18 protein-coding genes, 1 rRNA gene and 1 pseudogene are annotated in these 19,124 nt (G+C 71.8%); 6 read left to right on the top strand and 14 right to left on the bottom strand.

What is annotated here, in order from left to right:
• Positions 1 to 2: 2 nt before the first annotated feature.
• The 3 genes from ACGF07_RS26480 to ACGF07_RS26470 form a co-directional block, all read right to left on the bottom strand.
• Positions 3 to 1,238 carry a hypothetical protein gene (locus ACGF07_RS26480; protein WP_392902650.1) on the bottom strand — a complete coding sequence of 412 codons (1,236 nt, stop codon included), beginning with the start codon at positions 1,236 to 1,238 and terminating at the stop codon, positions 3 to 5.
• 37 nt (positions 1,239 to 1,275) lie between these two features.
• Complete coding sequence (locus tag ACGF07_RS26475) at positions 1,276 to 2,091, bottom strand: hypothetical protein (protein ID WP_392902647.1); 816 nt, start codon at positions 2,089 to 2,091, stop codon at positions 1,276 to 1,278.
• Positions 2,092 to 2,258: 167 nt separating this feature from the next.
• Positions 2,259 to 2,609: a hypothetical protein gene (locus tag ACGF07_RS26470; protein WP_392902644.1), complete on the bottom strand. Its 351-nt coding sequence runs from the start codon at positions 2,607 to 2,609 to the stop codon at positions 2,259 to 2,261.
• Positions 2,610 to 2,857: 248 nt separating this feature from the next.
• Here ACGF07_RS26470 and ACGF07_RS26465 point away from each other — a divergent pair, with 248 nt between their 5' ends.
• Complete coding sequence (locus ACGF07_RS26465; RefSeq protein ID WP_392902642.1) at positions 2,858 to 4,018, top strand: NlpC/P60 family protein; 1,161 nt, start codon at positions 2,858 to 2,860, stop codon at positions 4,016 to 4,018.
• A 177-nt stretch (positions 4,019 to 4,195) separates the two neighbouring features.
• The gene (locus tag ACGF07_RS26460; RefSeq protein ID WP_350737297.1) at positions 4,196 to 4,915 is read left to right on the top strand and encodes a phosphatase PAP2 family protein; all 720 of its coding nucleotides are present in this window, start codon (positions 4,196 to 4,198) and stop codon (positions 4,913 to 4,915) included.
• A 69-nt stretch (positions 4,916 to 4,984) separates the two neighbouring features.
• Here the strand turns inward: ACGF07_RS26460 and ACGF07_RS26455 are convergent, their stop codons facing one another.
• Complete coding sequence (locus ACGF07_RS26455) at positions 4,985 to 5,179, bottom strand: hypothetical protein (RefSeq protein WP_350737295.1); 195 nt, start codon at positions 5,177 to 5,179, stop codon at positions 4,985 to 4,987.
• Positions 5,180 to 5,342: 163 nt separating this feature from the next.
• On the opposite strand from ACGF07_RS26455, the gene ACGF07_RS26450 reads away from it, so the two are divergent.
• Both ACGF07_RS26450 and ACGF07_RS26445 read left to right on the top strand, forming a co-directional pair.
• Positions 5,343 to 6,242: a hypothetical protein gene (locus tag ACGF07_RS26450; RefSeq protein ID WP_350737292.1), complete on the top strand. Its 900-nt coding sequence runs from the start codon at positions 5,343 to 5,345 to the stop codon at positions 6,240 to 6,242.
• Between the two features lie 182 nt (positions 6,243 to 6,424).
• Entirely contained in the window at positions 6,425 to 6,607 is a 183-nt protein-coding gene (locus ACGF07_RS26445; RefSeq protein WP_350737290.1) for a hypothetical protein, read from the top strand.
• Positions 6,608 to 6,664: 57 nt separating this feature from the next.
• Here the strand turns inward: ACGF07_RS26445 and ACGF07_RS26440 are convergent, their stop codons facing one another.
• Complete coding sequence (locus ACGF07_RS26440) at positions 6,665 to 7,075, bottom strand: metal-sensitive transcriptional regulator (protein ID WP_392902638.1); 411 nt, start codon at positions 7,073 to 7,075, stop codon at positions 6,665 to 6,667.
• 360 nt (positions 7,076 to 7,435) lie between these two features.
• Between ACGF07_RS26440 and ACGF07_RS26435 the strand changes: the two genes are divergently transcribed.
• On the top strand, positions 7,436 to 8,056 hold the full coding sequence (locus tag ACGF07_RS26435; RefSeq protein WP_329489086.1) for a DUF47 family protein: 621 nt from the start codon (positions 7,436 to 7,438) through the stop codon (positions 8,054 to 8,056).
• A gap of 5 nt (positions 8,057 to 8,061) precedes the next feature.
• Positions 8,062 to 9,057, top strand: a complete 996-nt coding sequence (locus ACGF07_RS26430; protein WP_350737281.1) for an inorganic phosphate transporter — start codon at positions 8,062 to 8,064, stop codon at positions 9,055 to 9,057.
• Between the two features lie 120 nt (positions 9,058 to 9,177).
• Here ACGF07_RS26430 and pstB read toward each other — a convergent pair whose 3' ends face one another.
• The 9 genes and pseudogenes from pstB to rrf form a co-directional block, all read right to left on the bottom strand.
• Positions 9,178 to 9,954, bottom strand: coding sequence for a phosphate ABC transporter ATP-binding protein PstB (gene pstB, locus ACGF07_RS26425; protein WP_350737278.1), 777 nt, complete (start codon positions 9,952 to 9,954; stop codon positions 9,178 to 9,180).
• A gap of 42 nt (positions 9,955 to 9,996) precedes the next feature.
• Positions 9,997 to 11,070 (bottom strand): phosphate ABC transporter permease PstA, encoded by a 1,074-nt coding sequence (pstA, locus tag ACGF07_RS26420; RefSeq protein ID WP_350737275.1) that lies wholly within the window; start codon positions 11,068 to 11,070, stop codon positions 9,997 to 9,999.
• A complete protein-coding gene (gene pstC, locus ACGF07_RS26415; RefSeq protein WP_350737272.1) occupies positions 11,067 to 12,044 on the bottom strand; it encodes a phosphate ABC transporter permease subunit PstC in 978 nt (325 codons plus the stop codon). Before pstC ends, pstA begins: the two co-directional genes overlap by 4 nt.
• Before the next feature lie 152 nt (positions 12,045 to 12,196).
• Entirely contained in the window at positions 12,197 to 13,330 is a 1,134-nt protein-coding gene (gene pstS, locus ACGF07_RS26410; protein ID WP_350737270.1) for a phosphate ABC transporter substrate-binding protein PstS, read from the bottom strand.
• A 203-nt stretch (positions 13,331 to 13,533) separates the two neighbouring features.
• Positions 13,534 to 14,184 (bottom strand): NUDIX hydrolase, encoded by a 651-nt coding sequence (locus ACGF07_RS26405; RefSeq protein ID WP_392902633.1) that lies wholly within the window; start codon positions 14,182 to 14,184, stop codon positions 13,534 to 13,536.
• 1 nt (position 14,185) lies between these two features.
• Complete coding sequence (locus ACGF07_RS26400; protein ID WP_392902630.1) at positions 14,186 to 15,307, bottom strand: CHAD domain-containing protein; 1,122 nt, start codon at positions 15,305 to 15,307, stop codon at positions 14,186 to 14,188.
• A 122-nt stretch (positions 15,308 to 15,429) separates the two neighbouring features.
• A pseudogene (locus tag ACGF07_RS26395) lies at positions 15,430 to 17,508 on the bottom strand (RNA degradosome polyphosphate kinase); the annotation flags it as partial.
• 485 nt (positions 17,509 to 17,993) lie between these two features.
• Positions 17,994 to 18,968, bottom strand: a complete 975-nt coding sequence (gene mshD / locus ACGF07_RS26390; RefSeq protein WP_392902628.1) for a mycothiol synthase — start codon at positions 18,966 to 18,968, stop codon at positions 17,994 to 17,996.
• A gap of 72 nt (positions 18,969 to 19,040) precedes the next feature.
• Positions 19,041 to 19,124: ribosomal RNA gene (gene rrf / locus ACGF07_RS26385) — 5S ribosomal RNA — on the bottom strand; the annotation flags it as partial.

The following is a 19,124-nucleotide window of genomic DNA, read 5'->3' as shown; positions in this document are numbered from 1 at the left end:
CGTCACCCTCCCTTCGCTGGGTTGCTGTCGCGGATCGGAACCGGGGCCTGCGGCGGCCCCGCCTGCTGCGGTGGGGCCGGAGTCCGGCCGGCGTGCGCGGCGATGCCGGGCGCGACCGAGCCGCCGCCCGCACCCCCGCCGCCCGCGCCCGCCACCTGGCCCCGGTCACCGTGGGTGGTGATGCCCTGCTTCATCAGGTTCGCGGTGCCGTTGATCATCGCCGAGCCGGCCTGGACGGCGCTGGCCCGGGCCCGGCGCATGTTCAGCATCTCGTCGCCGAAGGTCGGGACGAAGCGGTACACCGCGGCGCTCGCGAAGATCGACAGGAACAGGATCGCCAGCCCGGACAGCACCCGGGCGAAGTCGTCGTTGGCCCCGGCCCCCGTCGCCACCGCGCCCGCCAGCCCCAGGATGATCACGATGATCGGCTTCGCCAGGTCCACCGCCAGCATCATCCCGGCCCACCGGCGCACGTGCTTCCACAGCTGCCGGTCCACCAGCCCCGCGTACACCGCCGTCCCCAGCAGCGCGCCCACGTACAGCATCGCCGCCCGGATCACCAGTTCGATCCAGAGCACCGCCGCCGCCAGCACCGCGACCAGCGACACGATCACCAGGATCAGCGGGCCGCCGCCGACGTTCCCCTTCTCCAGGGTGTCGGCGAACGCGCCCAGGTACGTCCCGGTGTCCGACTTCGTCCCGACCGCGATCGCCTTCGTCAGCCCGTCCGTCACGCTCACCACGGTGAACAGGATCAGCGGCGTGAACGCGGAGGCCACCACGGTCAGCCACAGGAAGCCGATCGCCTCCGAGATCGCCGTCGTCAGCGGCGCCCCGCGCACCGCGCGCTTGGTCACCGCCAGCAGCCACAGCACCAGCGTGATCACCGTGGACACCGCGAACACCACGGCGTACTGCTGCAGGAACGACGCGTTGGTGAAGTCCACCTGCGTCGTCCCGTCGATCGCCCCCGACAGGTTCCGCACCACCCACGCCGCCGCCTGGGCACAGCCCTTGGCGAGCGACCCGAGCGGGTCGGTCACGCTGTTGACGGTGCCGCTCCCGGGCAGCGACCCACCACCGCCGGGCGGGGCGCAGTAGACGTCGTTCCCGGGCAACGGGATCCCGGGACAACTCGAGTTGGTGGCGCCCGAGCTGGGTGTGGGCGAGGGATCGGCGAGCGCGCGGCCGGCCGTCATCATGACGAAGACGGCGCCGAACAGCGCCGACCCCGTCACGCGTCGGACGGTCCGCCTGACGCGGCCCGGATGACCGTCAACGGGCATAGCGGAAGCCTCCGAACTGCTCGACGGCACCAGTGATCTCCTCCGCGGTCGCGGCTTGCTGGTCCGGCGGGACAGGTGCCGGGCCCGCCACTCGGCTGAAGTCGGTGAGCTTCCAGTCCGTTCCGGTCCACCGCAAGCTGAGGCTGAGGGTGAACCACTCCTCGGACACGGGCTTGGTCGACCGCTCGCCGGCCAGTCCGTACAGGCCGGTGCACCAGACGTCGACCTTGACGCTGTCCGGCGTGTAACCGCTGCTCCTGGCGCCGATCGGGACCGTCCGGCTGACGAAGGTCAGGCCCTTGGGCGGCTTCCCCTGCGCATCCACGCCGAACCTGGCCGCCGTCTCGGGTGTGAAGCCCTGGTCCAGCCGGCTCTGCAGCGCCCCCACCGCGCCCGGGTCGGCGATGGTGGCGACGATGGTGTGGCGGCTGTCGGTGCGGAACATGTCCGCGGAGCCGATCGCCACCGCGTAGTTGGTGGCGGCGGACTGGGCGCCCTGTTCGGTGTGCGGGAAGCCGGTGGCGATCCCGTTGGCGGTGGTGCCGACGGGCTGGTCGCCGCTGGGGGCCGGGCCGGCGCCCGAGGGGGCGCTGGGGGCGGCGCGGTCGGAGGAGCTGCCGCCGGCGCCCGGGTCGGGCTTGCCGCGGTTGGCGATGGCGACGGCCACCACGAGCAGGGTGACGACCACCAGGACTGCCAGCAGGGCGCGCACCGGACGGGACTGACCGAGGGTCGGCGGGGCCGCGGGCTGGTCGCCGACCGGCAGCCGCGTACGGGTGTGCGGCTGGTCGTCGGACAACGGCACGGCGGCCCTCCTGGTGCGGGGAGCCTGGGCGGCTCCGGGGGCCCTCCGTCCGGGGGCGGGCGCGGACGGGGGGTGGGGACGGGGTGGACTCCCGGGGCGGCTCGGCCGCCGGTGGGGTGGGGGCGGAGACCTGTCCTCAGGCGAGCCGGGTCACTGCTGTCCGATGGTCAGATCGCCATGCCGTAGACAATGGTGAACAGAGTTCCGAGTGATCCGATGATGAACACGCCGGTCAGCCCGGCGATGATCAGTCCCTTGCCCTGTTCGGCGCCGAAGCTGTCGCGCATCGCGGTGGCGCCGATCCGCTGTTTGGCGGCACCCCAGACGGCGAGGCCGAGGCAGACGAGGATGGCGATGGCCATGATGACCTCGACCATCACGCGGGCCTCCGAGCCGAGGCTCGCGAACGGGCCCCAGTCCGGCGCGATTCCGCCGATGATGGTGTCGATGCTCGGCTTCTTGGGTGGGTCCTCGGCCAGGTGGCCGACCGCATAGGTGTGCACGCTGCTCAGGTTCATTTCCATCTCACCGCCCGATCAGGCAAATTCAAGGGCCCGGACCCGGCCCGCGCGAAGGGTCGGTACCTATTCTTGGCCAGATCTGATGTCGACTTGGCTACTTCTCGCGGATTGGTCGTGAGGCGTCGGACACGTACGCGAGGATGTCCACCGTACGAAGGATAGCGCTCACTCTTTGTATCTCTGATGATTGCGGTGAGCAACGCCTTCCGGGACACTTCGACTGACGATTCGTCGGGATGGTGCTGATGGTACTCCGGAAGGCCGGTACGGCCGCCGCCGCTGCGGGAGTTGTCGCGTTCGGGCTCATCGGCCTGGTGACCATGGGGACGCTTGCGGCGAGTGGGACGCCGCAGCAGGCGGTGAATCGTTCCGCCCTCTCTCCGGGAACCGTTCCGGCCGCCTACCAGGACGCGATCCAGAAGTGGGGATCCCTCTGCCCGGAGATCTCCCCGCCGATGCTCGCGGCACAGCTGTACCAGGAAAGCGGTTTCGACCCGCGGGCCCAATCCGGCGTCGGGGCACAGGGAATGGCGCAGTTCATGCCGGGCACCTGGCCGATGTACGCGACGGACGGCGACGGGGACGGCAGGAAGGACGTCTGGGACCCGTACGACGCGATCGCCTCGGCGGCGGCCTACGACTGCGCGCTCGCGAAGGACGTCGCCGGGGTCCCGGGCGACCCGCAGGCCAACATGCTGGCCGCCTACAACGCCGGTCCGTACGCGGTGACGAGCAACAGGGGCATCCCGCCGTACCGGGAGACCCAGGGGTACGTGCGGAACATCCAGGCGATGGCGCGCAGCTTCACCGCGCCGACCGCACCGGTGGAGGTGTCGGCGCAGTCGGCGGGCGCGATCTACTTCGCCCAGACCAAGCTCGGCACGCCCTACCTGTGGGGCGGCGAGGGCCTGCCCTCGCAGAACGGGCGGTTCGACTGCTCGGGGCTGACCCAGGCCGCGTACGCCAGCGTGGGCATCAACCTGCCCCGGGTGGCCAACGACCAGTGGTACGCCGGCCCGCACCCGTCGCGCGACCAGCTGCGGCCGGGGGACCTGGTGTTCTGGGCGACGGACCTGAGCGATCCGCGGAGCATCCACCACGTGGGCATCTACGTCGGCGGCGGCTACATGATCAACGCGCCGCACACCGGGGCGGTGATCCGGTACGACAAGATCGACACCAGGGAGTACATCGGGGCGACCCGGGTCACCTCGGACGGCGCCCAGGCGCTGCCGACCCGCAACGACAGCGGGGCGGTCAACGCCCCGAGCCGCCCCGGCACGACGGCCCCGTCGGCGCCCGCCGCCGCCCGGGCCGCCGTCGTCGAGCCGGCCCCGCCGGCACGCCCCGCGGTCGCCGCCGCACCCGCCCCCACCGCGCCCGGCCGCCCCGTCCCGGGCGGCTGATCCGGGCGGTTCTGTGTGTGCCCTGTGGACGCTGAGTCAAGTTTCCATAACCGCGCGTTTCCGTGGAACGCTGTGCCCCGGGGATGACGTTCTATCCGGTGGCCCCTCGTCAGCTCATCGCGCCGGGCGGGCCCCGGCCGGAACGACCAGCTGCTGCGGACCAGAAGGAGGTACGGCGTGTCGACGCCGCTTGCCGACACGACCAATCCCGACCTCGGCCTGCTCTACGCCGTCAACGGCCTGGCCAAGGACTCCCCGCGGTGGCTGGACCACCTGGTCTCCTGGGTGGGCGAGTACGGCATCCTGATCGGCCTCGCCCTGCTCGGGCTGGTGGCCTGGCTGCAGGCCCGGCGCCGGCCGGACGCGCCGGTGGCGATCGCGGGCCTGCTCTGGGTGCCGCTGTCGGTGGCCGTCGCCGAGTTGGCCAACCTGCCGATCGCCGCGATCGTGGACCGTCCGCGGCCCTTCGTCGACCACCCAGGGCTGCTGGTGCTGGTGGACGGCAAGGCGGGCACCCACTCCTTCGTGAGCGACCACTCGACCATGACGATGGCCGTCGCGGTGGCGCTGTTCCTGGTGAACCGGAAGCTCGGCTGGATCGCCGGCGGACTGGCCCTGCTGCAGGGCTTCTGCCGGATGTTCATGGGCGTCCACTACCCGACGGACGTGATCGGGGGCTTCGCTCTCGCGGTGGCGGTGGTGCTGCTGCTGGCACCGATCGCGATGGCGGTGCTGGTCCCGTTCTGCCACGCCCTGAGCCGCACGGCCGTCGCCCCGCTCATCCGGGCGCCGGAGCGCGGCGGCCCGGCTCGCGGCGGCGCCCCGCGGGGCCGTCGGCGCGGACGCGGGGCGGTGCGCTCGGAGGAGCAGCCGCCGGAGTCGGACCTCGCGGCCTGAGCACCCGGCCGGCCCGCGGCGGTCCGCGGCTACCGGGGCCACCGGGGCGGACCCCCTCGGAGTCCTGGTCTAGAGCACCTCGCCGCCGCCGTGTTCGGCGAGGTGGCCGTGGCCCTCGCGGCGGGCCAGGTCGCGTGACCGGCGGGCGGCGGAGTACCAGCCGCAGCTGCAGGTCGCGAAGGCGAAGGAACCGCGTTCGCTGACCGCGACGCGGTGCTCGGGCATCCGGGCGTTGCCGGGTTGGGCCGGCAGCTCACTGTGCACGTGGTTCACGGTAACGCGCCGGGCGGCCGGCTCGCCAACCGCCCGGTTCCGGTCCGTCCCGTAACCGACGGCGCCCCAACTCGTTTGCCCGGAAAGAGCTCTGCCCACCCGGTGGTGTCCCGGCAGGGCAGTCGGGCCCGAGGGGGTTGTCGCGAGGATGAAGATGACCGACCAACAGCGAACCGGGCGGCCAGCGCGCCGCCCGGGGCCGCAGCTGCGCTCGGCGGCCGGGGCCGCCCTGCTCGCCGCCGTCCTGGCCGCGGGAGCCGCCGGGTGCTCGGCCGCCTCCGGCGGCGGCTCCTCGGACCAGGGGTCGGCCGTTCCGGACCAGTTGGCCGCCGACCCGCTGACGGCGGTGCGCAACGCCGCCGACATCACCGGGCGCACCGGCTCCGCGCACGCCGCCACCGAGCTGGTCACCGAGTCCGCGGAGAAGAAGGCGTCCTTCAGCGGGACGGGCGGCTACGACTACGTGAAGCGGATCGGCCGGCTGGAGGTCCAGGTGCCGCCGGGCGCGGCGACCACCGGGAAGATCGTCGAGGTGGTCCTGCCGGGCACCGTGTACCTGCAGAACAGCGGCGCCAAGGTGCCCGAGGGCAAGTGGGTGAAGCTGGACGTCCGTCAGCTGCCGGACGGCAACCTGGTCAGCAGCGGCGCCACCGACCCGGCGTCGGCGGCCGGTGCGCTGCGCGGCGTGCAGAAGGCCGACCTGGTCGGCACCGAGACCGTCGACGGCGCCCCGCTGCACCACTACCGGGGCACCCTGGACCTCGCGAAGGCGGCCGACGCGACGGGCGGCCGGGGCGGCGACGGCCTGCGGATGGGCGGGCAGACCTTCACCGTCAAGGAGGTCCCGTACGACGCCTGGCTGGACGACCAGGGGCGGCTGCACAAGGTGGTCGAGGTGTTCACCTTCGCCGGGGTGGCCGGGTCGAAGGAGGCCAAGGACCAGGTGAAGGTGACGTCGACGACGTCGCTGTCGGACTTCGGCAAGCCGGTCGAGGCGGCCGAGCCGCCGGCCTCGGACATCTACCAGATGAAGCCCACGGAGAGCCCGAAGTAGGACGCGGTACGGGGGCGAGACGGGGCGCCACCGGTGCGGGTGGCCGTCCGGGGAGCGATGGCCACCCGTTTCGGCGGCGCCGAGATGGCCCGTCCGTGCCATGTGGACGGGCCCCGGAGTGCCTAGGCTGGACGTCGGGTGGCTGCCGCCCGGGCTGGCGAGGCACTGAAGGGGTGGTGCGAGTGGTGTCGTCCACGGGCGGCCGCAGCGGCGGCCACGATGACGCGGCCCTCGACGAGATCGAGCTGGCCGGCGAGCTGATGATCGCCGCGACGGCCAGCAGCGGCGACCGGCTGCCGACCGAGCGGATCGACGAGGTGCTGCTGGACCGGGTGGAGCCGGGCCGGGGCGAGCGGGAGGGCTGACGGCGGGCCACCGGGCCGGGCGCTTCGGCCGCGCCCCTCCCGGACGTCAGCCGCGGCTCAACTGCGCAGCAGCCGGCCGATCGCGGCGGTGGCCTCCGCCACCTTGGCGTCCAGTTCGACGCCGCCCTGCTCGGCGGCCGCGGCGACGCAGTGCCGCAGGTGCTCCTCCAGCAGCGAGAGCGCGAAGGACTGCAGCGCCTTGGTGCTGGCCGAGACCTGGGTGAGCACGTCGATGCAGTAGACGTCCTCGTCGACCATCCGCTGGAGGCCGCGGATCTGGCCCTCGATCCGGCGCAGCCGCTTGAGGTGGGCGTCCTTCTGCGCGCTGTAGCCGTGCGGGCCGTGGCCGCCCTGGTGCCCGTCGACGGCCTCGGCTGCGGCGGCGGTGCCGGCCCCCGGTGCGGTGTCGGCTTCGGGCCCGGCCCCGTGCGCGTGGTCCGGCTCGGTGCGCGCTTGCGTCGTGGTCATCGGCCCGCCTTCGTCTGAGTGCCTGGTGGCTGCGTCGGCCTCCAGTGTCCAACACCCGGGCCTTCCGTGGTGTTCCGACGGCCCACCCGGCATGTGCCGGACGGCCCGGCGCGGGCCCCGGCGCGGTTCACCCGTCTGAGCGGCGCCCCCGTCCCGGACGCGCACGACGGGGGCGATCCGGGCGGGGTTCCGTCAGACTGGGGGCTCCCGTCCGCACCCCCGTCGTGCGGTGCGGGTCAGCCGGTCCGGTAGCCGAACGGAAGGGGAGGTTCCTCCTCCCCCGGTACCACCCCGTTTGCGTGATTGCGCTCGGTTGCACCTAGCATCGTTCAGTCCCTACCCCGCACATCGGAGATTTCCGTGCGTTTTAGCCTGACCCCGAAGGAGACGAGCTTCTACGACATGTTCGCCGCCGCGGCGGAGAACCTGGTCGTCGGCTCGAAGCTCCTGCTGGAACTGCTGGGATCAGACGTCTCGGCCCGCGCGGAGATCGTCGAGCGCATGCGCGCCGCCGAGCACGCCGGGGACGACACCACCCATGCCGTCTTCCACCAGCTGAACTCCTCCTTCATCACGCCGTTCGACCGCGAGGACATCTACAGCCTGGCCTCGTCGCTGGACGACATCATGGACTTCATGGAGGAGGCCGTCGACCTGGTCGTCCTCTACGACATCCAGACCCTGCCGAAGGGCATCGAGCAGCAGATCGAGGTGCTGGCCCGGGCCGCCGAGCTGACCGCCGAGGCGATGCCGAACCTGCGCACCATGTCGAACCTCACCGAGTACTGGATCGAGGTCAACCGGCTGGAGAACCAGGCCGACCAGATCCACCGCAAGCTGCTCGCCCACCTGTTCTCCGGCCAGTACGACGCCATCGAGGTGCTCAAGCTCAAGCAGGTCGTGGACGTCCTTGAGGAGGCGGCGGACGCGTTCGAGCACGTCGCCAACACCGTGGAGACCATCGCGGTCAAGGAGTCCTGACCCACGTGGACATGGCAGCACTCATCGCCGTCATCGGCGTTGCGTTCTTCTTCACCTACACCAACGGCTTCCACGACTCGGCCAACGCGATCGCCACCTCGGTCTCCACCCGGGCGCTCACCCCGAAGGCCGCGCTCGCGATGGCCGCGGTGATGAACCTGGCCGGTGCCTTCCTGGGCAGCGGCGTGGCGCACACCGTCTCCAAGGGGATCATCGAGACCCCGAGCGGCAACCAGGGGATGGCGATCCTGTTCGCAGCCCTGGTCGGCGCGATCGCCTGGAACCTCGTCACCTGGTACTTCGGCCTGCCGTCCTCCTCCTCGCACGCGCTGTTCGGCGGCATGGTGGGTGCGGCGCTGGCCGGCGGCATCGACGTGATCTGGAACGGGGTCGTCGACAAGATCGTCATTCCGATGATCGTGTCCCCGGTGGTCGGCCTGGTCGGCGGCTTCGTGGTGATGCTGGCGATCCTGTGGATCTTCCGGCGGGCCAACCCGCACCGGGCCAAGCGCAACTTCCGGGTCGCCCAGACCGCCTCGGCCGCCGCGATGGCGCTGGCGCACGGCCTCCAGGACGCCCAGAAGACCATGGGCATCGTGGTGATGGCGCTCACCATCTCCGGCCACCAGACCACCGGTGACATCCCGGTCTGGGTGAAGATCTCCTGCGCGACCATGCTGTCGCTCGGCACCTACGCGGGCGGCTGGCGGATCATGCGCACCCTCGGCCGGAAGATCATCGAGCTGGACCCGCCGCAGGGCTTCGCGGCCGAGGCCACCTCCTCGGCGGTCATGTACATCACGTCGTTCGTCTTCAAGGCGCCGATCTCCACCACCCACGTCATCACCGCGGCGATCATGGGCGTCGGGGCGACCAAGCGGATCCGCGCGGTGCGCTGGGGCGTCGCGAAGAACATCGTGCTCGGCTGGTTCATCACGATGCCGGCGGCCGCCCTCGTCGCCGCCCTGGTGTACTGGTTCGTGCACCTGTTCTGGGGCTGAGCGCGCAACGGTCCCGGAAACGGCGACAGGGCCCGCCCCCACATCTCGGGGGCGGGCCCTTCTCATGCCCCGCGGCGGCACCGCCATGCAGCACCGCGAGACAGCCGGGGGTCCGGCGGCTCAGCCGAAGCGGCCGGAGATGTAGTCCTCGGTCGCCTGGACCGACGGGTTGGAGAAGATCCGCTGGGTGTCGTCCAGCTCGATCAGCTTGCCCGGCTGGCCCACGCCCGCCAGGTTGAAGAAGGCGGTGCGGTCGCTGACGCGGGCCGCCTGCTGCATGTTGTGGGTCACGATGACGATGGTGAACTGCGACTTCAGCTCGCCGATCAGGTCCTCGATGGCGAGGGTGGAGATCGGGTCGAGCGCGGAGCACGGCTCGTCCATCAGCAGGACCTGCGGCTCGACCGCGATCGCCCGGGCGATGCACAGCCGCTGCTGCTGGCCGCCGGAGAGGCCCGCGCCCGGCTTGTTCAGCCGGTTGTGGACCTCGTTCCAGAGGTTGGCGCCCTTCAGCGAGCGCTCCACCACCTCGTCCAGGACGGCCTTCTTCTTCACGCCCGCGAGCTTGAGCCCGGCGACCACGTTGTCGTAGATCGACATGGTCGGGAAGGGGTTCGGCCGCTGGAAGACCATGCCGACCGAGCGGCGCACGGCGACCGGGTCGACGTTGGCGCCGTAGAGGTTCTCGTCGTCCAGCAGGACCTTGCCCTCGACCCGGGCGCCGGGGATCACCTCGTGCATCCGGTTGAGGGTGCGCAGGAAGGTGGACTTGCCGCAGCCGGAGGGGCCGATGAAGGCCGTCACCGAACGGGGCTCGATGCTCATCGAGATGTCCTCGATGGCCTTGGTGGTGCCGTAGTAGGCCGACAGTCCGCTGACGTCGATGCGCTTGGCCATGATCGTTGCTTCTCTCGTCTGTCTTCGTACGTCAGTGGTCGGTCAGTGTCCGCCCTTGGGCGAGCGCCAGCGTGCGATGCCCCGGGCGATGAGGTTGAGCCCCATCACGAAGGCGATCAGCACCAGCGCGGCACCCCAGGCACGGGCGTAGCCGAAGTCGTTGTTGACCATCGAGTACTGCTGCCAGATGTACATCGGCAGGGACTGCTGCGGCCCCTCGAACGGGTTGGTGTTGATCGCGTCGGCGCCGAACACCAGCATCATCACCGGGGCGGTCTCGCCCGTGATGCGGGCGACCGCGAGCATCACGCCGGTGGTGATCCCGCCGATGGCGGTGGGGAGGACGACCCGCAGGATGGTCTTCCACTTCGGCACGCCGAGGGCGTACGAGGCCTCGCGCAGCTCGTTCGGGACGAGCTTGAGCATCTCCTCGGTGGAGCGGACCACGACCGGGATCATCAGGATCGCCAGCGCGAGGCTGCCCGAGAAGCCGGAGTAGGCGAAGCCCAGGGCGAGGTTCCAGAGCGAGAGGATGAACAGACCGGCGACGATGGACGGGATGCCCGTCATGACGTCGACGAAGAAGGTGACGGCCTTGGCGAGCCGGCCGCGGCCGTACTCGACCAGGTAGACGGCGGTCAGCAGACCCAGCGGGGCCGCCATCGCGGTGGCCAGGCCGACCTGCTGCAGGGTGCCGATCAGTGCGTGGTAGATGCCGCCGCCGGGGCCGGACTGGATCACGCCCTTCATCGAGTGGCTCAGGAAGTTCCCGTTCACCACCTCGATGCCCTGCTGCACCGTGTAGACGGTCAGCGAGACGAGCGGGACGACGGCCAGGATGAAGGCGACCCACACCACCGAGGTGGCGAGCCGGTCCTTGGCCTGGCGGCGGCCCTCGACCTGGGCCGAGACCAGGTAGCTGGCCAGCAGGAAGAGCACGGCCGAGATCAGGCCCCACTGGAGGTGGCTGCGCAGGCCGCCGACGGCGCCGATCGCACAGCCGACGGCGATCGAGCCGGCGACGGTGACGGGCGGGGCCCACTTGGGCAGCCGGTTGGCGGTCAGCGTCCGGCCGAGCGGCCGGGCGTCCGAGGGGACGGTCGTGACGGCGGTCATGCGTTGGCCCCCGAGTACTCCTTGCGGCGGGCGATGATCAGTCGCGCGGCGCCGTTCACCAGCAGGGTGATCACGAACAGGACGAGACCGGAGGCCATCAGCGCGTTGCGCCCGTTGTCGCCGGCCTCGGCGAACTTCAGCGCGATGTTCTGCGCGAAGGTGCCGCCGCCCGCGTCGAGGATGTGCAGCGACAGGACGTTGTTGGCGGAGAGCACCACCGCGACCGCGATGGTCTCGCCGAGCGCGCGGCCGAGGCCGAGCATCGAGGCCGAGATGATGCCGGGGCGGCCGAACGGCAGCACCGCGGTGCGGATCATCTCCCAGCGGGTCGCACCGAGCGCGAGCGCCGCCTCCTCGTGCATCCGCGGCACCTGGCGGAACACCTCGCGGGAGACCGCGGTGATGATCGGCAGGACCATGATCGCCAGCAGGATGCCGACGGTGAACAGGTTGCGCGGGGTGCCGGTCCTGGTCTGGTCGAAGACGTACGTCCAGCCCAGGTAGTCGTTGAGCCAGCTGGTCAGGCCGTTCATGTGCGGGACCAGGAAGAGCGCGCCCCAGAGGCCGTAGACGATGCTGGGGACGGCGGCGAGCAGGTCGACCAGGTAGGCGAACGGCTGGGCGATCCGGCGCGGCGCGTAGTGCGAGATGAACAGCGCGATCCCGATCGCCACCGGAACGGCGATCACCATCGCGATGACGGCGCTCACGATGGTGCCGACCGCCAGGACCGCGATGCCGAAGACCGGCTTCGGGGCGTCCGGCGTCCACTCGAACGTGGTGAGGAAGTTGCCCTGGTCGGTGCTGAGCGCGAGGGCGGAGCGCCAGGCCAGGAACGCGGCGATGGCACCCATGATGACCAGCAGCAGGATGCCCGAGCCGCGGGCGAGGTTCATGAAGATCTTGTCGCCGACGCGGCTGTCACGCTGTCGGCGTTCCCTGCCTCGCGGGGCGGCAGGGGAGGATGAAGTCATCTTGGTCTACTCCGGTCTGGTGGCGCCGCCCCGGAAGGGGGACGGCACCATGGCGGCGGTGCCCCGGACGTTGGTGCTGGGTCGGTCGGTCCCGGTGGGACGGCCCCGGCCCCCCTCGCTCAGGGGGCCGTCCCACCGGTCGGCCTGACGGGTCAGGCCAGGGTGGTGATGACGCCGTTGACCTTGTCGGTGAGGGTCTTCGGCAGCGGGACGTAGCCCTTCTCGCCGACGGCCTTCTGGCCGGCGTCGCTGGCCGTGTAGGTCAGGAAGGACTTCAGGGTGTCGAGGGTGTCGGCCTTGTTGCCCTTGTCGCAGACGATCTCGTAGGTGACCAGGACCAGCGGGTAGGAGCCCTCTTCCTTGGTCGCGTAGTCGAGCTTCAGCGCGAGGTCGCTGCCGGTGCCGGCGACCTGCGCCTTGGCGAAGGTGTTGGCGGCGTTCTCGGCGGTGGCCGCGACCGGCTTGGCGGCGCCGGTGTTGATCGCGGCGCTCTTCAGGCTGTTGGTCTGGGCGTAGGCGAGCTCGACGTAGCTGATCGAGTTCTTGACCTGCTTCACCTGGGCCGAGACACCGGCGCTGCCGTTGGCCGACTGACCGCCCTTGCCCGCCCAGGCCTTGCCGGCCGGGTAGGACCAGGCGCCGTTGCCGGCGGCGGCGAAGTACTTGGTCAGGTTCTCGGTGGTGCCGGAGTCGTCCGAGCGGTGGAAGGTCTGGATCTCCGCGTCCGGCAGCTTGGCGCCCGGGTTCAGGGCGGCGATCGCCGGGTCGTTCCACTTGGTGATCTGCGAGTCGAAGATCTTGGCGGCGGTCGGGCCGTCCAGCACCAGGTTGTCCAGGCCGTCGACGTTGTAGACCAGCGCGATCAGGCCGCCGACCATCGGCAGGTCGATGCCCTGGCCGCCGGAGCAGACCGCCTTGGAGGAGTCGACCTCGGCCGGCTTGAGGGCCGAGTCGGAGCCGGCGAACTGGATCTTGCCCTGGTTGAACTGCTGGATGCCGGCACCGGAACCGCCACCCTGGTAGTTGATGGTGGTGCCGGAGCAGGCGGCGCTGTAGGTGGTCTTCCACACGTCCATCGCCGCGCCCTGGGCGGTCGAACCGGCGGCGATCAGCGAACCGGCCTTGCCACAGTTGATCGACGAGGCCGCAGTGGTGCCGCCGGAGCCACCGGACGCCTTGGTGGTGCCGTTGTCGTCCGAACCGCAGGCGGCGAGCGACAGCGAGCTGACGAGCGCCATGGCACCGATGGCGAGGGCCTTGGAGCGGCCGTTCCGCTGGAGCTTCACAGGGTGTCCCTTTCTGTGGCATTGCCCGTCGCGGGCCGTCCTGCAGACGACCGGGCGCGGGTTTTGCTGAGGTCCGGGGCCCGTTCGGCCCTCCGGTGATCCCGAAGTTAGGCCGGGCAGGTGACACGACAGCCGGTCGCAAGTGAACGCGGAGTGAACCTCGAACGGATGTCAGGAAACTACGTCACGTAGTAACGGTTGCGTCACGGCGAGGGCGCGGGGAGATCACTTCCACCCTCTCCCGCCGACGGCCCACCGCCCGTCCGTACGGGCTTCGAACCCAGTACCAGCAGCAGGGCGTCGATCAGCAACCGGTCCCGGTCGTGCGTCAGCCGCGCCCTGGCCTTCCGGGCCGGAAGCCACTCCAGCCGGTCCACCTCCCGGTTCGGTCGGAAGGCCCCGCTGGTCGGCACCGCCGCCCAGTACCGCACCTCCTTCGGACGGCCCTGCGCCAGGTAGTGCTGGGTCGGCAGCTCCGGGCCGAGCAGGCAGTGGAAGCCGGTCTCCTCCCACACCTCGCGCAGCGCCGCACCGACCACCCCCTCACCCGGGTCGAGCTTCCCCTTCGGCAGGCTCCAGTCGTCGTATTTCGGGCGGTGGATCACCGCGACCCGCGGCCGGCCCAGCCGGCCGCTCGGCTTCGGCCGGCCCGGCAGCCACAGCACCGCCCCCGCGGCCAGGATCACCGGGCCCCGGGCCGCTCCGGGGGCCGCTCCGGGCACGGCGCCGGCGGCCGGCCCGGTGCCGGGCAGCCGGCCGTCGCCCGGGCGGTGTCCCGGATCCGGGCGCCCGCCCTCACCGGTGCGCCCGGCGTCGGCACCCGGGGCACGGCCGTTGCCCAGGCGGTCGCCCACCTCAGGCCGTCCGCGGTGCGGGAGGGTGCCCCCAGCCGTCGGCCGGGGGGATCTCCAGCCAGCCGTCGAGGCCGGGCGGCAGGTCCGGCCACCGGCGGCCGAAGGCGTACCGCGCCGCCTCCACCTCCAGGCGCTGGTCGGCGTGCACCACGCCCAGCACGTAGGCGGTCGCCGGGGTGATCCGCGGAGTGCGCGCCGCGGTCGCGGCGGTCACCGCGGCGTCCGCCGCGTCCTGGTGCCGGCCCAGCACCGCGTCCAGCTCGTCCAGTTCGGACGACGGCCGACCGCACACCTCCAGCGCGTACCGGGCCCGCTTCACCAGGATCCGCAGCCGGCACCAGGGCGCGTCGTCGGCCGCCAGCGCACTGTCCGCGTCCACCGCACCCCGTGCGCCGGGCCTCTCCTGCCCCAGGGCGGCCGCCGACGGCGACACCGCGCCCAGCCGGCGCAGCCCGTCACCGCCGTACGGCGTCGCGGCCCGTTGCAGCGGCAGCTGGTTGGCGGTCGCGGCCAGCGCGGTGAACGCGGCGGCCACCTGCGGCAGCAGCACCACCGGGGCCCGGCCGCCGGCCGCCTCCAGCAGCGGCGCCTCCCCCACCAGCAGGGTCATCCGGTCCGCCAGCGCGTGCAGCCGGGCCGAGCGGAGCTCCTGGAGCACCGTGGAGTGCGCCCTCGTCCGGGCCAGGGTCAGCTGCCGGTCCAGCAGCGCCCGCGCCTTGGGCGCGCCCGCGTGCCCCGCCAGCATGCCGGTGCCCTCCGGGGCGGTGCCGCTCAGCGAGTCCAGCGCGCCCAGCAGCCGGGCCGAGCGGCGGGCGTAACCGGGCTCCAGCGCCAACAGGTTGAGCAGCCACCGCAGTTCGGTGCGCGACTCCTGGGCCCAGGTCTGCTCGAACAGGGCGCCGAAGGTGTGCAGCAGCCCGCCGATCCGCCGGACCGTCCGCAGCAGGTCGGCGGTACCGGCCGCCGGGACGACCGCGGCGGTGCCCGGTCTCGCGCCGACCTCGCCCACCGCGAGCGGCAGGGCGCGCAGGAACGCGCCGGCCTGGGCGGTGAGATGGCGGGAAAGGATGTCCCCGGCGGTCGCTGTGGAGGCCGCCTGGGCCGTCATCGGCGCATCGGTCATGGCGTGGTAGATCCCCGTTCCCCCGGAGCCGTCCCCCGGAGCTGGTGGCCGACCGCCGGAGCGCGTTCCCGTCGGGCGCGGAGGGCCCGGAACCGCTCCGGCGGCTCGCATCAGTGGACGCGTCAGCGCGAGGTGGCGGCCCGGCGGCGTTGACGCGAGTCGATGAGCAGGTCCTGGACGTGTCGCAGCGGCCGGCCCTCGGCGTCCAGCGAGTGGCGGGTCCAGGCGCCGTCCGACCCCAGGTGCCAGGACTCCGACTCGTCCGACATCCCGAGGTCGATCAGCCCGGACAGCTCGGCGCGGTGCGCCGGGTCGGTGATCCGCAGCAGCGCCTCGATCCGGCGGTCCAGGTTGCGGTGCATCATGTCGGCGCTGCCGATCCAGACCTCCGGATCGCCGTTGTTGCCGAACACGAAGACCCGGGAGTGCTCCAGGAAGCGGCCCAGGATGCTGCGCACCCGGATGTTCTCGCTCAGCCCGGGCACGCCGGGCCGGATCGCGCAGATGCCGCGCACCCAGACGTCCACCGGCACCCCGGCCTGCGAGGCCCGGTACAGCGCGTCGATCACGGCCTCGTCGACGATCGAGTTGACCTTGATCTTCACGTACGCCGGCCGGCCCGCCTTGTGGTGGGCGATCTCGTTGTGGATCCGCGCGACCAGACCGTCCCGCAGGCCGCGCGGCGCGGTCAGCAGCCGGCGGTAGGACTCGCGGCGCGAGTAGCCGGAGAGCCGGTTGAACAGGTCCGAGAGGTCCGCGCCGACCTGCGGGTCGGAGGTGAGCAGACCGAGATCCTCGTACAGCCGGGCGGTCTTCGGGTGGTAGTTGCCGGTGCCGACGTGCGAGTAGCGGCGCAGGGTGTCGCCCTCCTGGCGGACCACCAGCGACAGCTTGCAGTGGGTCTTCAGCCCGACCAGGCCGTAGACCACATGGCAGCCGGCCTCCTCCAGCTTGCGGGCCCACTTGATGTTCGCCTGCTCGTCGAAGCGCGCCTTGATCTCGACCAGGACCAGCACCTGCTTGCCGGACTCCGCCGCGTCGATCAGCGCGTCCACGATCGGCGAGTCGCCCGAGGTGCGGTACAGGGTCTGCTTGATCGCCAGCACGTCCGGATCGGCGGCGGCCTGCTCCAGGAACGCCTGCACGGAGGTGGAGAAGCTGTCGTACGGGTGGTGCAGCAGCACGTCGCGCTCGCGCATCGCGGCGAAGATGTCCGGCTGCGAGGCCGACTCGACGTCGGTCAGCCCACGGGCCGTACCGGCCACGAACTTCGGGTACCGCAGCTCCGGGCGGTCCAGCTCGGCGATCCCGAACAGCCCGGTCAGGTCCAGCGGCCCGGGCAGCGGGAACACCTCCGCCTCGGTGATGTTCAGCTCCCGCACCAGCAGGTCCAGGATGTAGGGGTCGATCGACTCCTCGACCTCCAGCCGGACCGGCGGGCCGAAGCGCCGCCGCATCAGCTCCTTCTCCAGGGCCTTGAGGATGTTCTCGGTGTCGTCCTCCTCCACCTCGAGGTCCTCGTTGCGGGTGACCCGGAAGGCGTGGTGGGCCAGCACCTCCATCCCCGGGAAGAGCTCCTCGAGGTGGGCGCCCATGACGTCCTCCAACGGCACGTACCGCTGGGGCGAGGCCTCCAGGAAGCGGGCCAGCGACTGCGGCACCTTCACCCGGGCGAAGTGCTTGTGGCCGGACACCGGATTGCGCACCACGACGGCCAGGTTGAGGGAGAGCCCCGATATGTACGGGAAGGGGTGCGCCGGGTCGACGGCCAGCGGGGTCAGCACCGGGAAGATCTTCTGCCGGAACAGCGTGTGCAGCCGGGCCTGCTCCTTCTCGGCCAGCTCCGACCAGCGGACCACCTCGATGCCCTCGGCGGCGAGGTCCGGCAGGACCTCCTGCTGGAAGGCGGCGGCGTGCCGCGCCATCAGCTCGCGCGAGCGGGTCCAGATCAGGTCCAGCACCTCGCGCGGCTGGAGGCCCGATGCGCTGCGCTGGGCGACGCCGGTGGCGATGCGGCGCTTCAGCCCGGCCACCCGGACCATGAAGAACTCGTCCAGGTTGCTCGCGAAGATGGCCAGGAACTTGGTGCGTTCCAGGAGCGGTATCCCCGGGTCCTCCGCCAGTTCCAGGACGCGCTCGTTGAACGCGAGCCAGCTGCGCTCGCGGTCCAGGAAGCGGCCCTGCGGCAGTGCTTCGAGGTCCTGCTCGTCCGCGGCCGGCAGCTCCGGCGGGATGCCCAGCGAACCGGACATCCGGGCCGTCGGCGACAGCGGGGCAGAGACGGGGCGGGGGATGCTCATGGGCTCCAGCTCCTCCAGCGACAGGACGCCGTCCGGACACGAATGGCTCTGCGGGCCGTCGCCCTCACTCCGGGCCGCTCCCGGGAACAGCGCCCACCCACCGGGCGCGGTCCGTACAGGACCGGCCGGGGAATGGCGGTCGACTCTGCACGAGCGAGACACTACGGACTTCATCCTGTGATCTTCGCGGCAGCAATTGAATCCACGGTAAACACCGCATGGCCAGGAGGAAAGCTGAATCGGTCGGGGCTAGGGGCGGTGCCGTCTTCCGTCCCGCGCCGTCGACCGCCCGGGTGCGGCCCGGGCGGTCGCGCGCATCGGCGGGGCCGCCGGGCCGCCCGATCGACCCGGCCGTACTGCGGCGGTCGCCCGAACCGCAGCGGTGGCTAGGCGGATCGGTCCGCCTGGTACTGGACTCGGTACATCAGGTCCACCTCGTGAACGGTGAATCCCAGTCGTTCATATACCCGCACAGCGGCCGGATTGTCGGCGTCGACGTAGAGGAGGACGGTTTCCAGTCCGCGCTCGCCGGCTCCGGACCCCGTCAGATGGCGCAGGCCGGCCGCGGTCAGCGCGCGGCCCAGTCCACTGCCCTGCTCGGCCGGGTCCACCCCGACCACGTAGACCTCGCCGAGCTGCGGCTCGGTGGCAGTGGCGGGGTGCACCTTGGTCCAGTGGAAGCCCACCACCCTGCCGTTCCGGGTGGCGAGGAAGAAGCCGGCCGGATCGAACCAGGGCTCGGCGAGGCGCTCGGCCAGGTCATCGGCCGTCCAGGCACCCTGCTCCGGGTGGTGGGCGAAGGCCAGGGCGTTGAGTCGCAGCCACTCGGCGTCGTCCTCCCCCGGGCGGAAGGTGCGGAGCTCGACGCCCTCGGGAACGGGCACCACCTCGGTCTGCGGACCGCTCCGACGCATCTGCCGCAGCTCGCGCACCAGCTCGGCCCCGTAGGCCTCGGCCAGGTGCCGGGCCGCCGGGTGCCCGCCGTGCACCCAGAAGTCCACCGCGTCGCGGCCCGCCCGGTGGGCCTCCGCGAGGACGGCGTCCACCAGCGGACGGCCCAGGCCGCGCCCGCGGGCGGCCGGATCGACCACCAGCTCGGCAGCGGGACGGGCGTCCCGGCCCTCGGGGACCTCGAGCTGGCCGTAGCCGAGAACGGCGTCGGCCCCCGGCCCGGCCTCCGCCTCGATGACGTGGGTGACGCCAGGGCGAGCCGCCTCGGCGTTCCGCAGCCGGAGCCGGCCCTGCTCGGACACGGCGGCCCGGCCGTCCACCGCCTGGGCCTCCGCCAGGACACGCAGGGCGCCGTCGCGCTGCCAGGGGCTGAGCACGCTGATCGCAGTGACCGCTGTCTGATCATCCATGCACCGACGATACGTCAACGGAAATGCGAAGAACCCCCGATCCTGGTGGATCGGGGGTTCTTCAGAAGAATTGTTCGGCGGCGTCCTACTCTCCCACAGGGTCCCCCCTGCAGTACCATCGGCGCTGTGAGGCTTAGCTTCCGGGTTCGGAATGTA

Source organism: Kitasatospora sp. NPDC048194, assembly GCF_043202455.1.
Classification (GTDB): Bacteria; Actinomycetota; Actinomycetes; order Streptomycetales; family Streptomycetaceae; genus Kitasatospora.
This window is presented reverse-complemented; position numbering and strand designations above follow the sequence as displayed.